This is a genomic window from Streptomyces sp. NPDC017676 (assembly GCF_044329325.1).
Taxonomy (GTDB): Bacteria; Actinomycetota; Actinomycetes; order Streptomycetales; family Streptomycetaceae; genus Streptomyces.
The window spans coordinates 1-21,793 of the sequence record NZ_JBIRJA010000032.1 but is presented as its reverse complement, the minus strand read 5'-3'; the positions used below and the strand labels follow the sequence as shown (position 1 = coordinate 21,793).

Below are 21,793 nucleotides of genomic sequence, written 5' to 3'. Positions count from 1 at the left end.
GAAGGACTGATCGCTGGGGCGTCAGACGACGACCTTCTTCAGGGCGTCGCCGAGCGCCTCGGCCTCGTCAGGGGTCAGCTCGACGACGAGTCGACCGCCGCCTTCGAGCGGAACGCGCATGACGATGCCCCGCCCCTCCTTGGTCACCTCGAGCGGGCCATCACCCGTCCGCGGCTTCATGGCCGCCATGCTCGTTCCCCTTCCTGAAACCAGCTCATCGTCTGCCGACGGCCCCAGGGGGGCACCCGCCATCCGGAACGGACACGCGACACCGGCATCGAACACATTGCTTCCAAGCCATTATCCCGCATCGCAGGACCCGATGACCAACATCAGTCGGCATCGCTTGGGCAACGCGCGCGAGCAAAACCACCCAATTCGGCGATGTGGCTGCGATACTGCGCCCCCGCACGAAGATCCGCCGACGGCTTCCGCTCCGGTTTTCTTTGACGCAGGTCACACGTCCGGTCCGGTCCTCGGGCGGTGATCTCCGCCATGCTGTCCTCAGAGATGGACGTACTGAGCAGTACGTCACCAGCCGCGAACCGGAGGGGATGCGCCATGGCCGACACCGTGCTCTACGAGGTGAGCGACGGACTGGCGACGATCACGCTGAACCGCCCCGAGGCGATGAACGCGCTGAACATCGCGACCAAGGTCGCCCTCCGGGAGGCGGCGGAATCGGCGGCCGGCGACACGGCCGTACGGGCGGTCCTGCTGACCGCCGCCGGGGACCGGGCGTTCTGCGTGGGCCAGGACCTCAAGGAGCACATCGGGCTGCTGGCCAGTGACCGGGAGACCGGGGCCGGGCAGACGATGACCACGGTCAGGGAGCACTACAACCCGATCGTGCGGGCGCTCGCGGGGGCGCCGAAGCCGGTGGTCGCGGCGGTGAACGGCGTGGCGGCGGGGGCCGGGTTCGGCTTCGCGCTCGCCGCCGACTACCGGCTGGTGGCCGACAGCGCCTCCTTCAACACGTCGTTCGCCGGTGTGGCCCTCACCGCCGACTCCGGGATCTCCTGGACGCTGCCCCGGGTGATCGGCCCGAGCCGCGCCGCCGACCTGCTGCTCTTCCCGCGCAGCATCAGCGCGCAGGACGCCCTGGAGCTGGGCATCGCCAACCGGCTCGTCCCCTCCGCCGAGCTGCGCGCGGAGGCCGAGAAGGTGGCGCGGGCGCTGGCCTCGGGGCCGACGGTGGCGTACGCGGCGATCAAGGAGGCGGTGGCCTTCGGGCTGACGCACTCCCTCGCCGAGACGCTGGAGAAGGAGGACGAGCTCCAGACCCGGGCGGGGCAGTCCGAGGATCACGCCATCGCCGTCCAGGCGTTCGTGAACAAGGAGAAGCCGAAGTACCTGGGGCGCTAGTTCACCGGGCGGTTCTCGCCACGCAGGTCTCCAGGTGGTCGTCGACCAGGCCGCACGCCTGCATCAGCGCGTACGCCGTCGTCGGTCCGACGAATCTCAGGCCCCGTTTCTTCAGGGCCTTGGAGAGGGCCGTCGACTCCGGGGTCACCGCCGGTACGTCCGCGAGGGTCTTCGGGGCCGGGCGGGTCGCCGGGTCGGGGGCATGGGACCAGATCAGGGTGTCCAGCTCGCCCTCGGCCCAGTCGGCGAGGACGCGGGCGTTGGCGAGGGTGGCGTCGATCTTGGCCCGGTTGCGGATGATGCCGGGGTCGGCGAGCAGGCGGTCGCGGTCGGCCTCGGTGAAGGCGGCGACCTTCTCGATACGGAAGCCGGCGAAGGCCGCGCGGAAGCCCGGGCGGCGGCGCAGGATCGTGATCCAGGACAGGCCCGACTGGAAGGCCTCCAGGCTGAGCCGCTCGAAGAGGGCGTCGTCGCCGTGGACCGGGCGGCCCCATTCCTCGTCGTGGTACGACACGTAGTCGACGGTGGACAGGGCCCAGGGGCAGCGCAGGGCGCCGTCCGGCCCGGGAACGGCCGCTCCGGTGGTCATCGCCGCTCCTCCGGGCCCTCGCTCCGGTCCTGCTGTGCGTGGTGCGCGTGCGCGGCGGCGGCTCTCGCGCCGGCCAGCGCGGACTCCAGGTCGGCGATGCGGGCGTCCCGTTCCGCCAGTTCCGCCGCGAGCCGGCCGAGCGCGTCGTCGACGTCGGCCATGCGGTAGCCGCGCGGGGCGAGGGGGAAGCGCAGGCCCTCCACGTCCGCGCGGCCCACCGGACGGTCCTCGGGGAGGGGGTCGCGGAGCCGCTCGGGCGCCGCCTCGGGCAGCGGGGCGCTCTCCCCGCCGCCCACCACGGCCAGGGTCACCGCGGCGACCACGACGGCCAGCGCGACGACCAGGAACAAGAACATCACCATCGCCTTAGGGTCCCCACGCTCGTTACCGGACGCTGTGCCGGAAGCTGAAACTGTCAGGGTCCGATCGTGCCATGCGAGTCTGACAGTTAGGGTCGCAGGCGGCGTACTGCGGAACGTACTAGGAGAGGTCACAGCGGATGCTCAGGCTGGGCAGGCGGGAATTCGGGCCGCACGAGCCGGTGATCATGGCGATCGTGAACCGGACGCCGGATTCCTTCTACGACCGGGGAGCCACCTTCCGCGACGAGCCGGCCCTGGCGCGTGTGGAGCAGGCGGTGGCTGAGGGCGCCGCGATCATCGACATCGGCGGGGTCAAGGCCGGGCCCGGGGAAGAGGTCACGGCCGAGGAGGAGGCGCGCCGGACGGTCGGCTTCGTCGCGGAGGTACGGCGGCGGTTCCCCGATGTGATCATCAGTGTGGACACCTGGCGGGCCGAGGTCGGCGAGGCCGTGTGCGAGGCCGGCGCGGATCTGCTGAACGACGCGTGGGGCGGGGTCGACCCGGGGCTCGCGGAGGTCGCGGCCCGCTACGGGGTGGGGCTGGTGTGCACGCACGCCGGTGGCGTGGAGCCGCGTACGCGTCCGCACCGGGTGACGTACGACGACGTCGTCGCCGACATCCTGGACGTGACCGTGGGGCTGGCCGAGCGGGCGGTCGCGCTCGGCGTGCCGCGCGAGTCGGTGCTGATCGACCCCGGACACGACTTCGGGAAGAACACCCGGCACAGCCTGGAGGCGACGCGGCGGCTGGACGAGATGGTGGCCACGGGGTGGCCGGTGCTGGTGTCGCTGTCGAACAAGGACTTCGTCGGGGAGACGCTGGACCGGCCGGTGAAGGAACGGCTGATCGGCACGCTGGCGACGACCGCGGTCTCCGCCTGGCTGGGAGCGCAGGTGTACCGGGTGCACGAGGTGGCCGAGACCCGTCAGGTGCTGGAGATGGTGGCGTCCATCGCCGGCCACCGGGTCCCCGCCGTGGCCCGCCGGGGTCTGGCCTGACCGACCAGGGGGCTGAGCCGGGTGGACGTCCCGCTCAGCCCCCGGCACCGGCGCCTAGCGGCCCGCCTCCTTGGACACCAGGGCCACCGCCTCGTCCACCTCGTCCGTCACGTGGAACAGCAGGAGGTCCTTCTCCGACGCCTTGCCCTGGGCCACCAGCGTGTTCTTCAGCCAGTCCACCAGGCCGCCCCAGTACTCGCTGCCGAACAGGACGATCGGGAACCGGGTGACCTTCTGGGTCTGGACCAGGGTCAGCGCCTCGAAGAGTTCGTCGAGAGTGCCGAGGCCGCCCGGGAGGACGACGAAGCCCTGCGCGTACTTCACGAACATCATCTTGCGGACGAAGAAGTAGCGGAAGTTCAGGCCGATGTCGACATAGGGGTTGAGCCCCTGCTCGAAGGGAAGTTCGATTCCGAGGCCGACCGAGACGCCGCCCGCCTCGCAGGCACCCTTGTTGGCCGCCTCCATCGCCCCCGGACCACCGCCCGTGATGACCGCCCAGCCGGCCTGCACGAGTCCCCGGCCGAGCCGCACGCCCGCGTCGTACTCCGCCGAGTCCACCGGGGTCCGCGCCGAGCCGAACACGCTGATGGCGGGCGGGAGTTCGGCGAGCGTGCCGAAGCCCTCGATGAACTCCGACTGGATCCGCAGGACCCGCCAGGGGTCGGTGTGGACCCAGTCCGTGGGGGCGCGCTCGTCCAGCAGCCGCTGGTCCGTCGTGCTGGCCGTCACCTGGCCCCGCCGTCGGAGGACCGGTCCGAGCCGCTGCTCGTCCGGCGGCTGCTTCTTCCCCTCGGGATTGCCGGTAGGCATGTGCGCTCCCTCCGCTTGCCGGTAGTTCGATCTCAGACTAGATCTACGCGGGTTACGGCGGGGGGACCTGGGCGTGTCCGGCGTGCAGCGGCGCGCCCCGCACGGGCTACGCGGTGAGCCAGTTCCGCAGCCGTTCCTCGCCCGCGAGGATCTTCGCGGCCTCCACGCGCTCGTCCCGCTTGTGCGCCAGGTGCGGGTTGCCGGGGCCGTAGTTGACCGCGGGGATGCCGAGCGCGGAGAAGCGGGACACGTCCGTCCAGCCGTACTTGGGCCGCGGGGTGCCGCCCACCGCCTCGATGAAGGCGGCGGCGGCCGGCTGGGAGAGGCCGGGCAGCGCGCCGGGGCTGTGGTCGTCCACCACGAACTCCTCCACCCCGCAGTCCGCGAACACCTCCTGGACGTGCGCGATCGCCTCCTGCTCGGTGCGGTCGGGGGCGTACCGGAAGTTGACCGTGACCACGCACTCGTCCGGGATGACGTTCCCGGCCACTCCCCCGCTGATGCCCACCGCGTTCAGGCCCTCGCGGTACTCCAGCCCGTCGATGACCGGCCGGCGCGGCTCGTAGGAGGCCAGCCGGGCCAGGACCGGGGCCGCCGCGTGGATGGCGTTGGAGCCCATCCAGCCGCGCGCCGAGTGGGCCCGCTCGCCCTTCGTCCTCAGCAGCACCCGCAGCGTGCCCTGGCAGCCGCCCTCCACCTCGCCGTCGGAGGGCTCCAGCAGGACCGCGAAGTCGCCCGCCAGCCACTCCGGGTGGGCCTCGGCGACGTGCTTCAGGCCGTTGAGGTCGGCGGCGACCTCCTCGTTGTCGTAGAAGACGAAGGTCAGGTCGCGGTTGGGGTCCGGGACGGTGGCCGCGATGCGCAGCTGCACCGCCACGCCCGACTTCATGTCGCACGTGCCGCAGCCCCACAGCACCCCGTCCGCGTCGAGCCGCGAGGGCACGTTGTCCGCGATCGGCACGGTGTCGATGTGCCCGGCCAGGATGACGCGTTCGGCGCGGCCCAGGTCCGTCCGGGCGATCACGTTGTTGCCGTAGCGGTCCACCGTCAGGTGCGGCAGGGCGCGCAGCGCGGCCTCGATGGCGTCCGCGAGCGGCTTCTCGGTGCCGCTCTCGGAGGGGAGGTCCACGAGCCGCGCGGTGAGCGCGGCGGCGTCCAGCGTGAGGTCAAGCGAGGTGTCGGCCATGGCCACGACCCTAACGCGCCGCCCGCCGGGGCCGGGGGCGCGGAGGACGGCGCGGTCCCCGCGGACCCCGCGTAAGGGGGCCGGGGTGCTCCAGTACCTTGTACGCGTGTCAGAGCCGTCCCCCACCCGTCCCAAGCGCCGCGGGCGCCTCTTCCGTTACGCCGCGGCCCTGTTGGTCCTGTGCGGCGTCGCCGCGTACCTCGTGGTGCAGTACGTCACCGGAGGCGGCGGTGCGCGCGGCTGCACGGTGGTCTCGGCCTCGGACGACGGGGCGTCGTACGAGTTCACGCCCGAGCAGGCGGTGAACGCGGCGACGATCGCCGCCGTCGGCACCGGGCGCGGAATGCCCGAGCGGGCCGTGACGATCGCGCTGGCGACCGCCCTGCAGGAGTCGGGGCTGCGGAACATCGAGCACGGCGACCGGGACTCGCTGGGCCTGTTCCAGCAGCGGCCCTCGCAGGGCTGGGGCACCGAGCGGCAGATCATGGACCCGGCCTACGCGGCGGGCATCTTCTACGCGCACCTGGCGAAGGTGCCGGACTACACCGACCTGCCGCTGACGGTGGCCGCGCAGCGGGTGCAGCGCAGCGGCTACCCGGAGGCGTACGCCAAGCACGAGCAGGACGCCACGCTGCTGGCGGCGGCCCTGACCGGGCGGGCGGCGGCCACGCTGACCTGCGACGGGCGCCCGCAGCGCACGAACTCGGCGACCGGTCCGGACGCGGTGCGGGCCGCGCTGGTACGGGACTTCGGGCGGGACGCTCTCCAGCAGACCGGCGCGGTGGTGGGCGGGACGCCCGTGCCGTCGCCGTCCCCGTCGCCGAGCGTGACCGCGACCGCGCGCGGGCGGACGGTGACGGTTCCGGTGCCGGAGGGTGCGAAGACGGACGCGACCGGGCGTGGCGAGCGGCAGCGGGGCTGGCAGCTCGCGCAGTGGGCGGTGGCCAACTCCTCGGCGCTGCACATCGAGCGGGTGTCGTACGCCGGGCGGGTGTGGACGGCGGGGAGCGACGGCGACGAGTGGCGGACGGCTGGGCCGGACGGGGCCGGGGGCGCGCAGAGCTCCGCGGGGAACACCGTGGAGACGTCCGCGGGCTCGGTGCGGATCGTGGCCGGACAGTAGTACGGACGGTCACTCCGGCGGGTTGTGCCGCGCCGGGGCGCACGACGGCTCGGGCGGGTGGTGCGCCCGCCCCGGGAACCCTTGGCAATCAAGGGCGGGAAGGATTCTGCGCGATTTCCGGCGGACGCTCTTTGCCCGTTTTTATCCACACCTGATAATGCGACGCGTTATCCATTCTTTACCTGGGGCGTCCGCAACCTTCGCGGGCTTCGAGCGGTAGTCACGGCGTCCGAGCCGGAGACGGGCTCGGACACAGACACCGTTCTCTCCCGTCGAATGGAGCATCATGTCCCTCCCCCTGACCCGCCGGATCGCCCGTGCCGCGCTGCTCGTCGCAGCGGGAGCGGCTGCCGGGGTCGGTGCGGCCGGCTCCGCCGGAGCGGCCACGAACCTGCCGGTGGCCACCCCGAACCTGGGTGGTCTGACCGCCCTGGACGGCGCGCAGGTCGGCAACACCGTGGACAGTGCCGCGCAGAGCGTCACCGCCGCCGCGGGCCACACGGGCGGCAAGGCGTTCGAGCAGGCGGTGCCGGCCGCGGGCGCGACCGGCGGCAGTGCCGTGAAGAAGGCGGCCCCCGCGGCGCAGCAGGCCGTGGGCGGTGCCGTCGGAGCGGCCGGAGGTGTCCTGGGGGACACGGCCTCCGGTGCCACGAAGGGCGGGCTGCCGACGGACTCCCTCGCCAAGGGCGGGCTGCCGACGGCGTCCCTGCCGACGTCCTCCCTGCCGGCCAAGGGTCTGCCGCTGGGCGGCTGAGCGCCCGGCTGTGCACGCCGACGGGGTCCGGGTTCCTTTCCCGGGCCCCGTCGGCTTGTGCGCCGGCGGGACGAACGGGTGGCCTAGGCGGTCAGGCGGGCCACCGCTGCCCGCACTCGTTCGTCCGTCGCCGTGAAGGCCACGCGGACGTGGTTCCTCCCCGCCTCGCCGTAGAAGTCGCCCGGGGCCACCAGGATGCCCCGGTCGGCCAGGTGGGCGACCGTGGTCCAGCAGGACTCGTCGCGGGTGGCCCAGAGGTAGAGGCTCGCCTCGCTGTGTTCGATGCGGAAGCCGTCGGCGAGGAGCGCCTCCCGGAGGGCCTCGCGGCGGGCGGCGTAGCGCTCGCGCTGCTCGTGGACGTGGACGTCGTCGCCGAGCGCGGCCACGACCGCCGCCTGCGTCGGCGCGGAGGTCATCATGCCGCCGTGCTTGCGGATCTCCAGCAGGGGACCCAGGACGGCCGGGTCGCCGGCGACGAAGGCCGCGCGGTAGCCGGCCAGGTTGGAGCGCTTGGAGAGGGAGTGGACGGCGACGATGCCGTCGTAGGAGCCGCCGTTGACGTCCGGGTGCAGGACCGAGACCGGGTCGGCCTCCCAGCCCAGCTCCAGGTAGCACTCGTCGGAGAAGACGAGGACGTCGTGGGCGCGGGCCCACGCGACGATGTCCGTCAGCTCCTGCCGGGACAGGACCTTGCCCGTCGGGTTGGACGGAGAGTTCAGCCAGAGCAGCTTCAGGCCGGCCGGGTCCAGGTCGCGCGGGTCGTCGTAGACCTCGTACCCGGCGCGGGCCAGGCGGGCGCCGACCTCGTACGTGGGGTAGGCGAGGCGCGGGTACGCGACCTTGTCGCCGGGGCCGAGGCCGAGCTGGGTGGGCAGCCAGGCCACCAGCTCCTTTGAGCCGACGACCGGCAGGACGTGCCGGTGGGTGATCCCGCGGGCGCCCAGGCGGCGCTCCAGCCAGCCGGTGATCGCGTCGCGCAGGGCGGGGGTGCCCCAGACGGTCGGGTAGCCCGGGGAGTCGGCCGCGTCGATCAGGGCCTTCTGGACCAGCTCGGGGACCGGGTCGACCGGGGTGCCGACGGAGAGGTCGACGATGCCGTCCGGGTGGGCCGCGGCCGTCTTCTTGTACGGCTCCAGCTTGTCCCAGGGGAAGGTGGGAAGCCGGTCGGAGACTGCGGACACGGGAATCAGGCTCACTTTCGTACGGTGCGGCAAACGCCTCGGTCCCGTGCGGCGGTGATCAGGGTGATCGGGCCGTACGGGACCGAGGCGGCGCGGCGCTGTGTGGCGGGCGGCCGCTTGATGCTCAGACGGTCACTCGCCCTGCGGCGGGAGCGCGGCGACGAAGGGGTGGTCGCGCTCGATCAGCCCCAGCTTGCTGGCGCCGCCGGGCGAGCCGAGCTCGTCGAAGAACTCGACGTTCGCCTTGTAGTAGTCCTTCCACTCCTCCGGGACGTCGTCCTCGTAGAAGATCGCCTCGACCGGGCAGACCGGCTCACAGGCACCACAGTCGACGCATTCGTCCGGGTGGATGTACAAGGACCGCTGGCCCTCGTAGATGCAGTCGACCGGGCACTCCTCGATGCACGCCTTGTCCTTGACGTCGACACAAGGCTGCGCGATGACGTAGGTCACGCTGTCGTTCCTCCTCGATAGGGCGCTGGCGGGCCTCCTCAGGCTCCGCCGCCTGGCGCGCGGGAGCGCGGCGTCGTCGATGCCCGCCCCTAGTATCTCCGTTCCGGAGCATGATCCGAACAGGAGGGGTGAACTGACCAGTGGAAATCTCGGCGAAAGGACGCCCGGAGGTCCGAATCACCCCTGCTGACGTGGGGAAACGGGTCTCTGTACGGCGGTTGGGCGAACCCGGTGACGGACCGGAGAAGTTCACTGACACGGTGGGTGTTCTCACATCATGGGACGGGGGCGTGCTCATGATCACACGGCGGGACGGCGAACGGGTCCGGATCCCGCAAGCCGCGCTGGTCGCCGGGAAGGTCGTGCCCGCCGCCCCGGCGCGGCGCAGGGGGCCCGCCGCCACCTACCCGGAGCTCGCACGGGTCGCCTCCCGGGCGTGGCGGCCGGTGGAGAGCGAGCGGCTGGGCGAGTGGGAGCTGCGGGCGGCGGGCGGGTTCACCCGGCGCGCCAACAGCGTGCTGCCGCTCGGGGACCCCGGGCTTCCGCTCGACGCGGCCCTGGCGGCCGTACGACGCTGGTACGGCGAGCGCGGCCTGCCCGCGTACGTGCAGACCGCGACCGGCGCCGAGGGGACGCAGGAGATGCTGTGCGCGGAGCTGGAGCGGCGCGGCTGGGTGCGGGAGGTGACCGCCGAGCTGTGGACCGGGCCCCTGGCGCCGGTCGCGGACCGGGCCGGAGGCGCGGGCGTGGTCCTGTCCCGGGCGGTGGACGAGGCGTGGCTCGCCCGGTACCAGCGCAAGGGGGTGAGCGAGGTGGCCCTGCGGGTGCTCGGGTCCGGGCCGTCGGTGTGGTTCGCCTCCGTGCCCGGCGGGGAGGGCGAGCCGCCGGCGGCGATCGGGCGGTGTGTCGTGGACGGGCGGTGGGCCGGGTTCGCCGCCGTCGAGGTCGACCCCGGCCGGCGGCGGCAGGGGCTGGCCACCGAGGTCATGGCCGCGCTGGCCCGGCGCGCGCTGGAGGAGGGCGCCTCGGCGGCCTGGCTCCAGGTGGAGACGGACAACGACTCCGCCCGAGCCCTGTACCGCGCCCTCGGCTTCACCCCGCACCACGCCCACCACCATTACCGGGCCCCCGAGGAGCAGGACGCACCGGAGGGACCCCCCGCCTCCGCCGGCCGCCCGGCACCGGGGGACACGCCTGGGACGCGCTCCCTACCGGAGGACACCCCTGAGACCGGGTCCCTGCCTCAGGACGGCCCTGGAACCCGGTCGCTGCCCCAGGACAGCCCTGAACCCCGGCCCCTGCCCCAGGACAGCCCTGAACCCCGGCCCCTGCCCCAGGACAGCCCTGAACCCCGGGCCCTGCCCAGGAACGCCCCCGAGACCCCGGACCCAGGCAAGTGACGCTCCCAGCACCCGCCCCCAGCAGAGCGGCATGCCCAACGGCCGGACCCACGCGAGCGGCCACCCCGGCGACCGAACCCAGCCCGCCGACACACCCAGCACCCCGACCCGGCCGAGCAACCACCCCGGCGACCGGAACCGGCGCGGCGGCCAGCCGGCGTGCCGAGCGCCGCAGGCGTCCCGCTTCGGGGGCCGTAGAACTCCCCGTGGAAGGGCATGAGGCTGCCATGAGTCATCCGTATCTGCCGCCCCCGTATCCGCCCCCGGAGGACCGCTCCGCCGAGCTGCGGCGGCGGTTCGCCGAGGAGGCGCGGTCGGAGCGGCCCGACCTGTCGGCGCTGTGTCTGCTGATCGCCGCGGAGACGGACGGCTCGCTGGACGAGGCCGGCATCGACGCCGCGCAGGCGGAGCTGGACCGGCTGGCGGGCGAGCTGCCGTACCGGCCGGACGGGCCGCGGGCGTGGGCGGAGGCCGTACGACGGCTGCTCGGCACCCGCTACGGGTTCCACGGGACGCCGGGCGACTACCAGCGGCTGGAGTCCTCCCTGCTGCACGAGGTGCTGCGGCGACGGCGCGGGCTGCCGATCCTGCTGTCGGTGGTGTGGCTGGAGGTCGCGCGCCGGGCGGGCGCCCCGGTGTACGGGGTCGCACTGCCGGGGCACTTCGTGGTCGGGTTCGGGGCGGCGGCGGAACAGGTGCTGGCCGATCCGTTCGACGGCGGCCGGGTGCTCACCGGGACGGACGCCGAGCTGCTGGTCGTGGGTGCCACGGGCACACCGCTCGACCCCGCGATGCTGGAGCCGGCGGCGCCCCTGGAGGTCGTCCAGCGCATCCTGAACAACATGCGGGCGTGGGCGGCGGCCCGGCCGGAACGGTCCGACGTCGCGCTGCGGGCGGTGGAGCTGGCCCTGCTCATCCCCTCGCACCCGGCGCGGCTGCGCTACGAGCTCGGGCAACTTCTGGTGCAGCGCGGCGAGTTCGTAGCGGGTGCCGAGGAACTGCAGCACTACGCCGACCTGATCGAGGTGGTGGACGAGTCGGCGGCCCACAAGGTCCGGCAGGAGGCGCGCACGGCGAGGTCCAAGCTCAACTGAGCCGGTTCCTCAGAGCCACCCCTTGTCCCGGGCGATCCGTACCGCCTCCGCCCTGTTGCGCGCGGCCAGTTTCTGGATGGCGGTCGACAGGTAGTTGCGGACGGTGCCCTGGGACAGGTGGAGGGCCTGGGCCAGTTCGGCGTTGGTGGAGCCGTCGGCCGCCGCGCGGAGCACCTCGCGTTCGCGCTCGGTGAGCGGGTTGGCGCCCTCGGCGAGCGCGGCGGCGGCCAGCGTGGGGTCGATGACCCGCTCGCCGGCCAGCACCTTGCGGATCGCCTCGGCGAGCTGCGCGGCCGGGGCGTCCTTGACGAGGAAGGCGTCGGCGCCCGCCTCCATGGCGCTGCGCAGATAGCCGGGGCGCCCGAAGGTGGTCAGGACGACCAGCTTGACCCGCGGGTGTTCCCGGCGCACCCGGGCCGCGGCCTCGATGCCGGTGCAGCCGGGCATCTCGATGTCGAGCAGCGCGACGTCCACGCCGTGCGCGCCGACGGCCGCGAGCACCTCGTCGCCGCGCGCCACCTGGGCGACGACCTCGATGTCGTCCTCCAGGCCGAGCAGTGCGGCCAGCGCCTCGCGGACCATCGACTGGTCCTCGGCGAGGAGGACCTTGATCATGCTCGTCATGCCCCGGATCCTACGTCCGCCCCGGCGGCCGTGGGCACGCGGGCGACGAGCCGGAAACCGTGCCTGACCCGGCCCGCCTCCAGGCTGCCGCCGGCCTTCTCCAGGCGCTCGGTCAGCCCGGTCAGTCCATTGCCGGGCCCCTTCCCGGAGCCCCCGCTCCCGTCGTCCTCGACGGAGAGTTCCAGCACCGGTCCGTCCAGCGTCTGCCGCCGCAGCAGCCGTACGGCGCAGCGCTCGGCGCCGCTGTGCCGGACCACGTTGGTGACCGCCTCGCGCAGCGCCCAGGCCAGAGCGGACTCGGCCTCCTCGGGCACGCCGGCGAGGTCGGGTTCGGCGGGCACCTCGGCGACGACGCCGGCGGCCGTCAGCGCGACCTGGGCGCCGGCGAGTTCGGCGGCGAGCCGGGGCCGACGGTAGCCGGTGACGGCCTCGCGGACGTCGACCAGGGCCTGCCGGCTGACCTGCTCGATGTCGGCGACCTGCCGGGCGGCCTTGTCGGGGTGGTCGGGCAGCATCCGGCCGGCCAGCTCGCTCTTGAGCGTGATCAGCGACAGCGAGTGGCCGAGCAGGTCGTGCAGGTCGCGGGCGAGGCGGAGCCGCTCCTCGTTGGCGGCGAGCTGGGCGACGGTGGCCCGCGCCTTGCGCAACTCGATCGTGGTGCGCACCAGTTGTCCGACGCCGACCATCGCGAAACCGATGAGCCCCACGAGGAGCAGCAGGCCACGGGCCTCCTTCTCGTTCGAGTGCAGCCCCACGAGGTACATCAGCGCGGCCGTCGCCGGGATCGCCCAGTACGACGCCCGGACCGGCAGGGTGGCCCCGCAGGCCACCGACAGGTAGACGAAGAGGCCGAGCCAGGCGCTGCCGAGGGTGTAGGCGAGGACGGGGGCCAGGACGGCCAGGACCGCGATGAGGCCGACGACGGTCCTGGGCGCGAAGGGCCGGCCCACGTTGCGGAAGACCAGCGCCAGGTAGACCCCGACGAACGCGGCCAGGCCGAGGGAGCCGGCGAGGGTGGCGCGCGCGGTGTGGTGGCCGCTGACCAGGTCGTCGACCGGTGAGCTGAGGAAGACCAGCCACACGCCGATCCACAGCACCTTGGCCAGCACGTCCCGCCGGGTGCGGGGGCCCTGGCCCAGCCGCACCTGGTGTTCCGGCCGCTTCTCGCGGGTCAGGGGGTCTTCCGTCATCGCGCTCACGCCTTCAGCGTGTCCTTCCGGTACAGCCAGGCCGCGCCGCCCGCGAAGAGGACGAAGTAGACGGCGAGGACGGCGATGTCCGCCGCGTGGGGCGCCTGGCTCTGCTCGATCGCCCGTCCCAGGGCAGCGTACGCGTGCGTGGGGAGCCACTTGGCGATGTCCTGGAGGAGCTGCGGGAAGGTCGTGGACGGCATCCACAGGCCGCCGAGGATCGACAGACCGAAGTAGACGATCATCGTGATCGGGCGGACCGCGTCCCCGGACGCGAGGTAGCCGAGGGCGACGCCGAGCGCGGCGAAGACGAGGCTGCCGGCCCAGATGACCCCGGTGAGCGCGAGCCACTGCCAGGCGTCCAGGCGTACGTGCTTGATGCCGGCGGCGACGGCGAACACGACGACGATGGCCGGCAGGCTCACCACGGCGGCGCTCGCGGTCTTGGCGAGGACGTAGCCGCGACCGGGCAGCGGGGTCAGCCGCAGCTGCCGTACCCAGCCGCTCTCGCGTTCCTTGGCGATGCGCTCGCTGTTGCCCATCAGGACGGCGGTCAGGGCGCCGAAGGAGGCCATGGAGACCATCAGGTAGGTGGCGACGGTCAGGCCGCTGCCGTCGACCCGCTCGTTCGCGCCGGCGCTGCTGGAGAAGATCAGGTAGATGATCGAGGGGTAGAGCACCGAGAAGAACAGGAATTTCCTGTTCCGCAGGGCGCGGGCCAGTTCGAGCTTGATGAGTGCGTTCACGACTGCTTGGCCTCCTCGGCCTCCGTGATGGCGACGAAGGCCTGCTCCAGACCGAGCCCGGCGACTTCGAGGTTGCGGGGGTAGACACCGAGGCCGTACAGGGCGTGCACGGTCGCGTCGGCGTCGGACGACTGGATGCGGACGGTCTGGCCCGAGACGTCGACCGAGGTGAGGAACGGCAGCCCGCGCAGGGCTGTCTCGTCGATCTCGCCGGCCAGGTCGAAGGAGATCCGCCGCGCGCCCGCCCTGGCCTTGATCTCGGCGGCCGTGCCGTCGGCGAGGAGCCGGCCCCGGTGCAGCACCAGGACCCGGTCCGCGATGGCGTCGGCCTCTTCCAGGTAGTGGGTGGCGAAGAGGACCGTACGGCCCTGGTCGGCCTGTTCGCGCATGGTGGCCCAGAAGGTCTGGCGGGCGGCGACGTCCATGCCGGTGGTCGGCTCGTCCAGGATGATCAGATCGCTGTCCCCGGCGGTGGCGAGGGCGAACCGGACCCGCTGGGCCTGGCCGCCGGAGAGCTTGTCGACCTTGCGGCCGGAGATCTGGGCGATGCCCGCGCGGGCCAGCACGTCGGAGACCGGGTACGGCCGCGGGTGCAGCGAGCAGGCCAGCTTCACCAGTTCGGCCACGGTGACCCCGTCCATCAGGCCGCCGCTCTGCAGCATCGCCCCGACCCGGCCGGCGGTGATCGCCTCGCGCGGGCTGCCGCCGAACAGGCTCACCGTGCCGCTGTCGGCGTGCTTGAGCCCGAGGAGCAGGTCCAGGGTGGTGGACTTGCCGGCCCCGTTCGGGCCGAGGAGGGCGACGGTCTCGCCCGGGTGCAGGCGGAGCGAGAGGCCGTCGACGGCCCGCACGCTCCCGTACGTCTTGGTCACCTGGTCGAACCCGACCACCGGGGTGGTGGTGGCCGGTGCCGCTGTCGTCGTCATGCCGTCCATGCTGGCGGCAGGGGCCGGGGAGCGGGCAGTGTCGGGGGTCCTGAGTGCCGCATGACAGATGTCACGGGGATCAGGTGACGGACACGGCGAGGGGCGCCCCCTCGGCGGGAGCGCCCCTGGAAACGGCCGGACTAGCTGGGGTTGGTGTCGATGACCCCGACCCGCTGCGCCTCCGTCTTGCCCCGCAGGGCCTGGCGCAGCGCGCCGACCACGTCCTGCGGCAGCACGCCGCGCTTGCCGGTCGCGGTCTGGATCTGTACGCCGTCGAAGGTGCTGCCGTAGGCCTCCTTGAGCGCGTTGAGGTCGTACGTGTCCACGAGCTTGCCGTCCACGGCCTTGAAGCCGAGGATCTTCGGCAGCGACAGCGGACCGAACCGGATGACGTGCGCCGCGTCGGTCTGCACCTTGACGATGCCGGACATCGCGGGCTTCGCGAAGTCGTTCATCACCCGGTCCACCTCGGCGTTCGAGACCGTCGGCTGCTTGATGGTGGTCGGCACGGTGACCGGGGAGGTGCTGCCCGTCTCCACCAGCGCCCGGTACGCCTGCTCGACCGCCGTGGTCGAACGGCCGGCGTCGATGGCCTTGCCCGCCTTGCCGTAGACCGCCACGGCCTTGCCGCCGGCCTCGAACTTGATGGTGCCGTCCGTGGCCGAGCCCGAACCACCGCCGGCCTGCTGGAGCGCGGCCTGGAGCTTCTCCTCGTCCACCGGCATGACCGGCTCGACCACGCGCTTCTGCCCGAAGAGGGAGCCGACGACGTGGACCGGGTTGTAGTCGCTCTTCGCGGCCCCGCTCACCGTGGCCTGGTAGTCGAACTGGAGACCGGCGTTCTCCGGCGTGAGGGTGACCGTCTTGCCGCCCACGGCCAGCTTCAGCGGCTTGTTCACCCGGCTGCCGAAGGCGTCGTCCAGCTTCTTGACGGCGTCGTCGCGGGTGCCGCCGCCGATGTCGACACCGAGCACGGTGGTGCCCTTGGGCACGTCGGTGCGGTTCATCAGCAGTCCGGCGCCGTAGGCACCGCCCGCCACGACGAACACGCCGACGACGAGCAGCATCAGCTTGCTGCGGCCCTTCTTCTTCGGCTTGCCCGCCGCCTTGGGCGCGGCGGCCGGCTCCGGCTTGGGCGCCGTGGGCGCCGCCGGGCCGCCGGGCTGGGTGCCGAACGGGGGCTTCCCGGCGTTCGGGACGACCGGGATGCCGCTGGTGACGGTGTGTCCGGAGACGTTGTCGGCGGACGGGGAGCGGTATCCGGGCGTGCCGGGCTCAGGGGCCGGCTTCTGCGGGGTGAGGATCGCGGTGTCGTCGCTGAGCCCGCCACCGGGGACACGGCCCGCCGGGCCGCCGGGGGTGACTCCCGGAGCACCCGGACCGCCGGGGGCACCGGGACCGCCGGGCCGGCCGGCACCGCCGGGTCCGTCGAAGCCGCCGGGACCGCCCGGGCCACCGGCGGCGCCGGGCCCGTCGAGAGCGGCGATGTCGGTGAGGGCGCTGCGCGCGGGTGAGGTGCCGTGGCCGCCGAAGCCGGCGCCGGCCGGGCCGTCGAAGGGCTCGCCCGGCCCCATGCCGACGCCGCCGGTGGCCGGCGGGACGAGGGTGCCGTCACCGGTCACCGGACCGCTGGTGGGACCGGCCGGCCCGCCCTGCGGACCGCCGGGGCCGCCAGGGCCACCGGGTCCGTCGAAGCCGCTGGCGCCGCCGGGACCGCCGTTGCCACGGGCACCGCCCGCGGCACCGCCGAAGCCGTCCTGGCCGCCGACGCCCGCGGCAGCGCCGCCGAAGCCGTCGTGCCCGGCTGCCCCGGCACCGTAGCCGTCCCGGCCGCCGGTGCCCGCCGGGCCCGTGCCGAAGTCGTCCTGGCCGCCGTTCTCCGAGAAGTACGGCAGGTCGCCGCGGCGGGGCTCGTCGGAGCCGGTGGAGCCGGGGCGGGAGCCGCCGCCGAGGGGGCCCGCGGTCAGGGCCTCGGTCACGTCGAAGGAGCCGGTGCCGCCGCCGTGACCCGGGGCGACCGGGCCACCGGTGGCGCCGGGCAGCCCCTTGCCGTTCGTACCGCCGGGGCGGGGACCGCCCGGCACGCTCATGGAGCCGACCACACCACCGGGACGGCCGCCGCCGGGGCGTGCGCCGGTGGTACCGGCCGCACCGGAAGCCCCCGGACCACTCGAACGGGTGCCCGACCCGCCGGAGGAGGCGGTGGCGGCGGAACCGCCGGACGTTCCGGCGCCGTTCGCGCCGCCGGCGCCCGGACCGCCCTTGGGCGCGCCGGACTTGCGCGGCGCGAACCAGTCGCTGGTCTTCTCCTCCGCCTGGGCGGCGGGCTCGGCCGGGGCCTCGGCGGCGCCGGCGGACGGCCGTTCGGCCACGGGCAGCGGCTCGGCGGCCGGCGCCTCCTCGGCGCCCTCGCCGTCCCCGACGGGCTTGCGCACGACGACCGGCGGGATGGGCCGGGACCCGGGGATGTTGATCCGGATCCGGGTCGTCAGCGTGGTCTCGGTCTTCTTCTCCTCCGGCCGCGTGGCCGAACGGCCCGCGCCCGTACCGTCGTCGGAAGCCATGGGGGTCCCGTACGGCGGCGTGCCGGAGGGGTATGCGGCTCCGCCGCGCCCGTTGGGCCCGGAGGACGGAGTGTCAGTTTCACGACTCAAGGCAGGTTCTCCCGGTTGGCTCCACCGCCCGTTTCGACCTCAGCTGGGGGCACCCCCTGTTCGAGCGCAGTCGAGAACTTGGGGGAGGCTCGGCGGCGCGCACCACCATACTGGCCACTTCTGGCGCGTATCCCATGACCGCCGAGGAAACCCACACCGGACTCGCACGCGCACGGCACGGCGAAGTGGTACGTCACTTGCCAAGTCGGGCGGAGCCGCCGCGCGGTTGCCGCCCCGCGCCAACGGTGGCGCAGATCACAGCGAGGGCCATGCCGCCGAGCAGGTACAGATAGGAGCTGCCGCCCGCGCCGAAGAGGTAGTCGCCCTCCGGGCGCGTGGTGGTGAGCAGGATGACGGCGACCACCCAGCCCGCCGCCGGCGCCACCGCCCCGCCCCGGCCCCCGGTGGCGTACGCGCCGCCGAGGAAGAGCCCGGCGGCGCCCGCGAGGGCGAGCAGCAGTCCGCCGGGGAACCAGGCGGCCTGGAGCAGGGCCCCGGCGAGGCCGGTGACGGCGCCGAGCAGGAGCAGGCCGACGAGGGCGGCGGCCCGTCCCGCGGAGGGCGGACGCAGCGGCTGGGCGAGCAGGGAGCCGTTCCCGCCGTCGCTCATGACGTCTCCCCGAGGCCGAGGCCGGCGAAGAGGTCGGTCTCCCCGCGCTGTCCGGGCCCGCGCACCAACTCGTAGTACTCGGTGGTGAACAGCGGCTGGGCGAGTTCGTTGGAGAGCGCGAAGTACGGCTCGGCGACCTGGATCTGGGTGGCGTGCGCGCGCATGGCGGCGGCCTTGGCGGCGGCGTACGCGGTGCCGTCGATCGTGGTGGTGATCCGCTCGTCGGCCACCACGCCGGGCACGTCGTCCACGGCGGCACCCTTGTCGAACGGCAGACCGGGCAGCTCGTCCTGAAGGCGGGCGAAGGCGGCGTCGGCGACGGAGCGCGGGACGCGGTTCCAGTACACCTTGGCGATCCGGTGGCCGCGCTCGGCCGCGAGGTCGACCGCGCGCATGGCGACGCGGTGGGCCTGGATGTGGTCCGGGTGGCCGTAGCCGCCGTCGTCGTCGTACGTCACGAGGACCTGGGGGCGGACCTCCAGGATCACCTCGGCGAGCCTCCCGGCGGCCTCGTCGACGTCGGCCTGCCAGAAGCAGCCCGGGTCGTCGTTGTCGGCGAGGCCCATCATCCCGGAGTCGCCGTACCGCCCGGCGCCGCCGAGCAGCCGCGCGTCCGTGACGCCGAGCGCGGACACGGCCGCGGCCAGCTCGCCGCGCCGGTGCGCGCCCAGCGCGGCGCCCGTCAGGTGCCGCAGCTCGGGCGGGATGACCTCGCCCCGCTCCCCCAGGGTGCAGGTGACCAGGGTCACGTGGGCACCCTCGGCCGCGTACCTGGCCATGGTCGCGCCGTTGTTGATCGACTCGTCGTCCGGGTGCGCGTGCACCAGGAGAAGACGCCGGGAGGGCAGTTCCGTCATGGCCACCACCCTACGAGGTCCCCGCGCCCGGCCCCGCGACGCCGGCCGTCAGAACTTGATGCTGCCGATCATGCTCGCGACGTTGGTCGTCAGCTCGCTGATCGTGGGAGCGACCGTCGAGGAGGCGAGATAGAAGCCGAGCAGGATGCAGACGACCGCGTGGCCGCCCTTCAACCCTGACTTCTTGATCAACAGGAAGACGATGATCGCCAGCAGCACCACCGCCGAAATCGAGAGTGCCACGGCGGCTCACCTCCAAAGATCCCAGGGACGCGGGTTCAAAGATCAGTAGAGCAAATCCATGCAGACACCAGCAGGTTCATACCCACTCTGCGGCAGTGATCATAACTATCCGTGCTCGCGCATCGGTCGGCGCACAGCCGCACAAGGGGGCGCATGGCCAATATGGTCGGGGTATGACGACCGAGGCTGACTCCTTCCCCCGTCGGCACGCCCGGACCCAGCGGTTCACGCTCGGCGCGCCGCGTGCGTTCACCGTGGCACCCGACGGTTCGCGTGTCGCGTTCCTGCGTTCCGGCTCGGGCACCGACCGGGCCAACTCCCTGTGGGTCATGGATCTTCCGGGGGGTGCGGAGCGCCTGGCGGCCGATCCGCGCGTACTCCTCCGGGGCGCCGCCGAGGAACTCTCGGCCGAGGAGCGGGCGCGCCGCGAGCGCAGCCGCGAGGGCGGCGCCGGGATCATCGGCTATGCCACCGACAGCGCCGTGGAGTTGGCGTCTTTCGCCTTGTCAGGGCGGCTTTTCGCGGCGGACCTGCGCGCCGGCACGGCACGTGAACTGCCCGTCCCCGGGCCGGTGATCGACCCACGTCCGTCCCCCGACGGCCGGCACATCGCGTACGTCGCCGGGGGCGCGCTGCGGGCGGTGGACGCCGAGGGCGGCGGCGACCGGGCGCTGGCCGAGCCGGAGTCGGCGGACGTCTCCTACGGCCTCGCGGAGTTCATCGCGGCGGAGGAGATGGCACGTGCGCGGGGCTTCTGGTGGGCGCCGGGGTCGGACCGGCTGCTCGTGGCACGCGTGGACGACACGCCGGTACGGCGGTGGTGGATCTCCGATCCGGCCCACCCGGAACGTGAGCCGGTCTGCATCCGGTACCCGGCCGCGGGCACCCCCAACGCGGACGTCCGCCTGTTCGTGTGCGGGCTGGACGGGACGCGCACGGAGGTGGTCTGGGACCACGCGCGCTATCCGTATCTGGCACGTGTGCACTGGTCAGAGGCAGGTGCGCCGCTGCTGCTGGTCCAGGCGCGGGATCAGCGCAGCCAGCTCTACCTGGCGGTGGAACCGGATTCCGGGGCCACGCGGATGGTGCACGCCGACGAAGATCCAACTTGGCTGGAACTGTTCGCTGGTGTGCCCTGCTGGAACCCCTCCGGGCAGCTTGTCCGTATCGCGGACGAGGGCGGCGCACGGGTGCTGGCGGTCGGCGAACGTCCCTTGACCAGCGGTCAGTTGCATCTGCGCGCCGTGCTGGACGTGGGTGCGGACGACGTACTGGTTTCCGCCTCTTCCGGTCCGGAGGCCGAGGCGCCGGAAATTGGCGAAGTCCATGTGTACCGGGTGAACGAACTGGGCGTGGAGCGCCTGTCGCGGGAACCCGGTGTGCACTCGGCGGTGCGCTCCGGGAACGTGACCGTCCTCGTGTCCGCCGCGCTGGACCGGCCGGGCGCCCGGGTCGAGGTGCTGTGTGACGGAAAACCGACGGCCACTGTCCGGTCGTACGCCGAAGATCCTGGTTTGTCCCCCCGGGTGACTCTCACCCAAGGGGGCGCACGCCGAATTCCGTGCGCCGTGCTTATGCCACGGGACTACCCCGGTGACACTCCCCTGCCGGTCCTCCTGGACCCCTACGGCGGTCCGCACGGCCAGCGCGTGGCCGCCGCCCACAACGCCCACCTCACCTCCCAGTGGTTCGCCGACCAGGGCTTCGCGGTGGTCGTCGCCGACGGCCGGGGCACCCCGGGCCGCTCGCCCGCCTGGGAGAAGTCGATCCGGGACGACGTGGCGGCGGTCGTCCTCCAGGACCAGGTCGACGCGCTGCACGCCCTCGCCGAGCGGTTCCCGCTGGACCTCACCCGGGTGGCCGTCCGGGGCTGGTCCTTCGGCGGCTACCTGGCGGCACTGGCGGTGCTGCGCCGCCCGGACGTCTTCCACGCGGCGGTGGTCGGCGCGCCGGTCACCGACCTCAGGCTGTACGACACCCACTACCAGGAACGCTATCTCGGCGACCCGGACGAGCAGCCGGAGGTCTACCGGCGCAACTCGGTGATCGACGACGCGGGCCTGGTCGACCCCGCCGAGCCGCACCGCCCGATGCTGGTCATCCACGGGCTGGCGGACGACAACGTGGTCGTCGCGCACTCCCTGCGCCTCTCCTCCGCACTGCTGGCCGCCGGCCGCCCGCACGAGGTGCTGCCCCTGTCCGGAGTGACCCACATGACCCCGCAGGAGACGGTCGCGGAGAACCTGCTCCTGCTCCAGCTGGACTTCCTCCGACGCTCCCTCCCGAGCCGGGCGGGCGGGCCTGAACTGCGTTAACACGCAGGCAACTTCACCGAAGCGGTACCGATATACGGACACGGGAGGCTGATCAGCGTACGGCCGTGCGGGTGCCGTGAACGGGCCGGGGTGCGCCATGTCACCCCGGCCCGTTGCCGTTCAGCCGGGACTCCTCCGGCGGCACCACTTGTTTCTCCTCCGCGAAGTGGCAGGCCGAGGGGTGGGCGGCGGGGTCGGTCGTGTCGCTGAAGGCGGCCGGGACCGCGAGCAGTGGGTCTTCGTGGGTGCAGCGTTCCTGCGCCTTCCAGCAGCGGGTGCGGAAGCGGCAGCCGGTGGGGATGTTGGTGGG

At 73.3% G+C, this 21,793-nt stretch carries 21 protein-coding genes and 2 pseudogenes; 7 read left to right on the top strand and 16 right to left on the bottom strand.

Going from position 1 to position 21,793, the window contains the following annotated elements; translation table 11 throughout:
• Window positions 1-21 precede the first annotated feature (21 nt).
• Window positions 22-189, bottom strand: a complete 168-nt coding sequence (locus ACH4LD_RS40740; protein ID WP_018544333.1) for a DUF3117 domain-containing protein — start codon at window positions 187-189, stop codon at window positions 22-24.
• A 372-nt stretch (window positions 190-561) separates the two neighbouring features.
• Here ACH4LD_RS40740 and ACH4LD_RS40735 point away from each other — a divergent pair, with 372 nt between their 5' ends.
• Entirely contained in the window at window positions 562-1,365 is an 804-nt protein-coding gene (locus tag ACH4LD_RS40735; protein ID WP_398056169.1) for an enoyl-CoA hydratase-related protein, read from the top strand.
• 1 nt (window position 1,366) lies between these two features.
• Here the strand turns inward: ACH4LD_RS40735 and ACH4LD_RS40730 are convergent, their stop codons facing one another.
• On the bottom strand, window positions 1,367-1,954 hold the full coding sequence (locus ACH4LD_RS40730) for a DNA-3-methyladenine glycosylase I (RefSeq protein ID WP_132792299.1): 588 nt from the start codon (window positions 1,952-1,954) through the stop codon (window positions 1,367-1,369).
• Window positions 1,951-2,316, bottom strand: a complete 366-nt coding sequence (locus ACH4LD_RS40725; protein ID WP_398056170.1) for a DivIVA domain-containing protein — start codon at window positions 2,314-2,316, stop codon at window positions 1,951-1,953. The genes ACH4LD_RS40730 and ACH4LD_RS40725 overlap by 4 nt, the downstream gene beginning before the upstream one ends.
• Before the next feature lie 137 nt (window positions 2,317-2,453).
• On the opposite strand from ACH4LD_RS40725, the gene folP reads away from it, so the two are divergent.
• Window positions 2,454-3,314, top strand: coding sequence for a dihydropteroate synthase (gene folP, locus ACH4LD_RS40720; protein ID WP_132792305.1), 861 nt, complete (start codon window positions 2,454-2,456; stop codon window positions 3,312-3,314).
• A gap of 54 nt (window positions 3,315-3,368) precedes the next feature.
• Here the strand turns inward: folP and ACH4LD_RS40715 are convergent, their stop codons facing one another.
• Window positions 3,369-4,127, bottom strand: coding sequence for a TIGR00730 family Rossman fold protein (locus ACH4LD_RS40715; RefSeq protein ID WP_398056171.1), 759 nt, complete (start codon window positions 4,125-4,127; stop codon window positions 3,369-3,371).
• A 106-nt stretch (window positions 4,128-4,233) separates the two neighbouring features.
• A complete protein-coding gene (gene dapE / locus ACH4LD_RS40710; protein ID WP_398056172.1) occupies window positions 4,234-5,313 on the bottom strand; it encodes a succinyl-diaminopimelate desuccinylase in 1,080 nt (359 codons plus the stop codon).
• Between the two features lie 106 nt (window positions 5,314-5,419).
• On the opposite strand from dapE, the gene ACH4LD_RS40705 reads away from it, so the two are divergent.
• Together ACH4LD_RS40705 and ACH4LD_RS40700 are read left to right on the top strand one after the other, a co-directional pair.
• Window positions 5,420-6,436, top strand: coding sequence for a heavy metal transporter (locus ACH4LD_RS40705; protein ID WP_398056173.1), 1,017 nt, complete (start codon window positions 5,420-5,422; stop codon window positions 6,434-6,436).
• 286 nt (window positions 6,437-6,722) lie between these two features.
• Window positions 6,723-7,190, top strand: a complete 468-nt coding sequence (locus ACH4LD_RS40700) for an ATP-binding protein (protein ID WP_103817602.1) — start codon at window positions 6,723-6,725, stop codon at window positions 7,188-7,190.
• 83 nt (window positions 7,191-7,273) lie between these two features.
• Here the strand turns inward: ACH4LD_RS40700 and ACH4LD_RS40695 are convergent, their stop codons facing one another.
• Complete coding sequence (locus tag ACH4LD_RS40695) at window positions 7,274-8,371, bottom strand: bifunctional succinyldiaminopimelate transaminase/glutamate-prephenate aminotransferase (RefSeq protein ID WP_398056174.1); 1,098 nt, start codon at window positions 8,369-8,371, stop codon at window positions 7,274-7,276.
• A 132-nt stretch (window positions 8,372-8,503) separates the two neighbouring features.
• Window positions 8,504-8,824 (bottom strand): ferredoxin, encoded by a 321-nt coding sequence (gene fdxA / locus ACH4LD_RS40690; RefSeq protein WP_014674796.1) that lies wholly within the window; start codon window positions 8,822-8,824, stop codon window positions 8,504-8,506.
• 140 nt (window positions 8,825-8,964) lie between these two features.
• On the opposite strand from fdxA, the pseudogene ACH4LD_RS40685 reads away from it, so the two are divergent.
• Window positions 8,965-9,957: pseudogene (locus ACH4LD_RS40685) on the top strand (GNAT family N-acetyltransferase); the annotation flags it as partial.
• A 494-nt stretch (window positions 9,958-10,451) separates the two neighbouring features.
• Window positions 10,452-11,318: a tetratricopeptide repeat protein gene (locus ACH4LD_RS40680; RefSeq protein WP_398056175.1), complete on the top strand. Its 867-nt coding sequence runs from the start codon at window positions 10,452-10,454 to the stop codon at window positions 11,316-11,318.
• A 9-nt stretch (window positions 11,319-11,327) separates the two neighbouring features.
• On the opposite strand, the gene ACH4LD_RS40675 is transcribed toward ACH4LD_RS40680, so the two are convergent.
• The 8 genes from ACH4LD_RS40675 to ACH4LD_RS40640 form a co-directional block, all read right to left on the bottom strand.
• Window positions 11,328-11,942 (bottom strand): response regulator transcription factor, encoded by a 615-nt coding sequence (locus ACH4LD_RS40675; protein WP_171153116.1) that lies wholly within the window; start codon window positions 11,940-11,942, stop codon window positions 11,328-11,330.
• The gene (locus tag ACH4LD_RS40670) at window positions 11,939-13,132 is read right to left on the bottom strand and encodes a sensor histidine kinase (RefSeq protein WP_398056176.1); all 1,194 of its coding nucleotides are present in this window, start codon (window positions 13,130-13,132) and stop codon (window positions 11,939-11,941) included. The genes ACH4LD_RS40675 and ACH4LD_RS40670 overlap by 4 nt, the downstream gene beginning before the upstream one ends.
• Before the next feature lie 5 nt (window positions 13,133-13,137).
• A complete protein-coding gene (locus tag ACH4LD_RS40665) occupies window positions 13,138-13,878 on the bottom strand; it encodes an ABC transporter permease (RefSeq protein WP_132792325.1) in 741 nt (246 codons plus the stop codon).
• Window positions 13,875-14,804, bottom strand: a complete 930-nt coding sequence (locus ACH4LD_RS40660) for an ABC transporter ATP-binding protein (RefSeq protein WP_398056177.1) — start codon at window positions 14,802-14,804, stop codon at window positions 13,875-13,877. The genes ACH4LD_RS40665 and ACH4LD_RS40660 overlap by 4 nt, the downstream gene beginning before the upstream one ends.
• 140 nt (window positions 14,805-14,944) lie before the next feature.
• The gene (locus tag ACH4LD_RS40655; protein WP_398056178.1) at window positions 14,945-17,458 is read right to left on the bottom strand and encodes a hypothetical protein; all 2,514 of its coding nucleotides are present in this window, start codon (window positions 17,456-17,458) and stop codon (window positions 14,945-14,947) included.
• Window positions 17,459-17,651: 193 nt separating this feature from the next.
• Window positions 17,652-18,068 carry a DUF6113 family protein gene (locus ACH4LD_RS40650; RefSeq protein ID WP_398056179.1) on the bottom strand — a complete coding sequence of 139 codons (417 nt, stop codon included), beginning with the start codon at window positions 18,066-18,068 and terminating at the stop codon, window positions 17,652-17,654.
• The gene (gene mshB / locus ACH4LD_RS40645; protein WP_398056180.1) at window positions 18,065-18,925 is read right to left on the bottom strand and encodes an N-acetyl-1-D-myo-inositol-2-amino-2-deoxy-alpha-D-glucopyranoside deacetylase; all 861 of its coding nucleotides are present in this window, start codon (window positions 18,923-18,925) and stop codon (window positions 18,065-18,067) included. Before mshB ends, ACH4LD_RS40650 begins: the two co-directional genes overlap by 4 nt.
• 48 nt (window positions 18,926-18,973) lie before the next feature.
• Window positions 18,974-19,168 carry a hypothetical protein gene (locus ACH4LD_RS40640; protein ID WP_030649813.1) on the bottom strand — a complete coding sequence of 65 codons (195 nt, stop codon included), beginning with the start codon at window positions 19,166-19,168 and terminating at the stop codon, window positions 18,974-18,976.
• A gap of 173 nt (window positions 19,169-19,341) precedes the next feature.
• Between ACH4LD_RS40640 and ACH4LD_RS40635 the strand changes: the two genes are divergently transcribed.
• Entirely contained in the window at window positions 19,342-21,483 is a 2,142-nt protein-coding gene (locus ACH4LD_RS40635; protein ID WP_398056181.1) for a prolyl oligopeptidase family serine peptidase, read from the top strand.
• Between the two features lie 100 nt (window positions 21,484-21,583).
• Here ACH4LD_RS40635 and ACH4LD_RS40630 read toward each other — a convergent pair.
• Window positions 21,584-21,793: pseudogene (locus tag ACH4LD_RS40630) on the bottom strand (peptide ABC transporter ATP-binding protein); the annotation flags it as partial.

Coding starts and splice junctions, on each gene's coding strand:
- ACH4LD_RS40740 (WP_018544333.1), bottom strand. CDS start 189: ATGGCGGCCATGAAGCCGCGGACGGGTGATGGCCCGCTCGAGGTGACC.
- ACH4LD_RS40735 (WP_398056169.1), top strand. CDS start 562: ATGGCCGACACCGTGCTCTACGAGGTGAGCGACGGACTGGCGACGATC.
- ACH4LD_RS40730 (WP_132792299.1), bottom strand. CDS start 1,954: ATGACCACCGGAGCGGCCGTTCCCGGGCCGGACGGCGCCCTGCGCTGC.
- ACH4LD_RS40725 (WP_398056170.1), bottom strand. CDS start 2,316: ATGGTGATGTTCTTGTTCCTGGTCGTCGCGCTGGCCGTCGTGGTCGCC.
- folP (WP_132792305.1), top strand. CDS start 2,454: ATGCTCAGGCTGGGCAGGCGGGAATTCGGGCCGCACGAGCCGGTGATC.
- ACH4LD_RS40715 (WP_398056171.1), bottom strand. CDS start 4,127: ATGCCTACCGGCAATCCCGAGGGGAAGAAGCAGCCGCCGGACGAGCAG.
- dapE (WP_398056172.1), bottom strand. CDS start 5,313: ATGGCCGACACCTCGCTTGACCTCACGCTGGACGCCGCCGCGCTCACC.
- ACH4LD_RS40700 (WP_103817602.1), top strand. CDS start 6,723: ATGTCCCTCCCCCTGACCCGCCGGATCGCCCGTGCCGCGCTGCTCGTC.
- ACH4LD_RS40680 (WP_398056175.1), top strand. CDS start 10,452: ATGAGTCATCCGTATCTGCCGCCCCCGTATCCGCCCCCGGAGGACCGC.
- ACH4LD_RS40675 (WP_171153116.1), bottom strand. CDS start 11,942: ATGACGAGCATGATCAAGGTCCTCCTCGCCGAGGACCAGTCGATGGTC.
- ACH4LD_RS40670 (WP_398056176.1), bottom strand. CDS start 13,132: ATGACGGAAGACCCCCTGACCCGCGAGAAGCGGCCGGAACACCAGGTG.
- ACH4LD_RS40660 (WP_398056177.1), bottom strand. CDS start 14,804: ATGACGACGACAGCGGCACCGGCCACCACCACCCCGGTGGTCGGGTTC.
- ACH4LD_RS40650 (WP_398056179.1), bottom strand. CDS start 18,068: ATGAGCGACGGCGGGAACGGCTCCCTGCTCGCCCAGCCGCTGCGTCCG.
- mshB (WP_398056180.1), bottom strand. CDS start 18,925: ATGACGGAACTGCCCTCCCGGCGTCTTCTCCTGGTGCACGCGCACCCG.
- ACH4LD_RS40635 (WP_398056181.1), top strand. CDS start 19,342: ATGACGACCGAGGCTGACTCCTTCCCCCGTCGGCACGCCCGGACCCAG.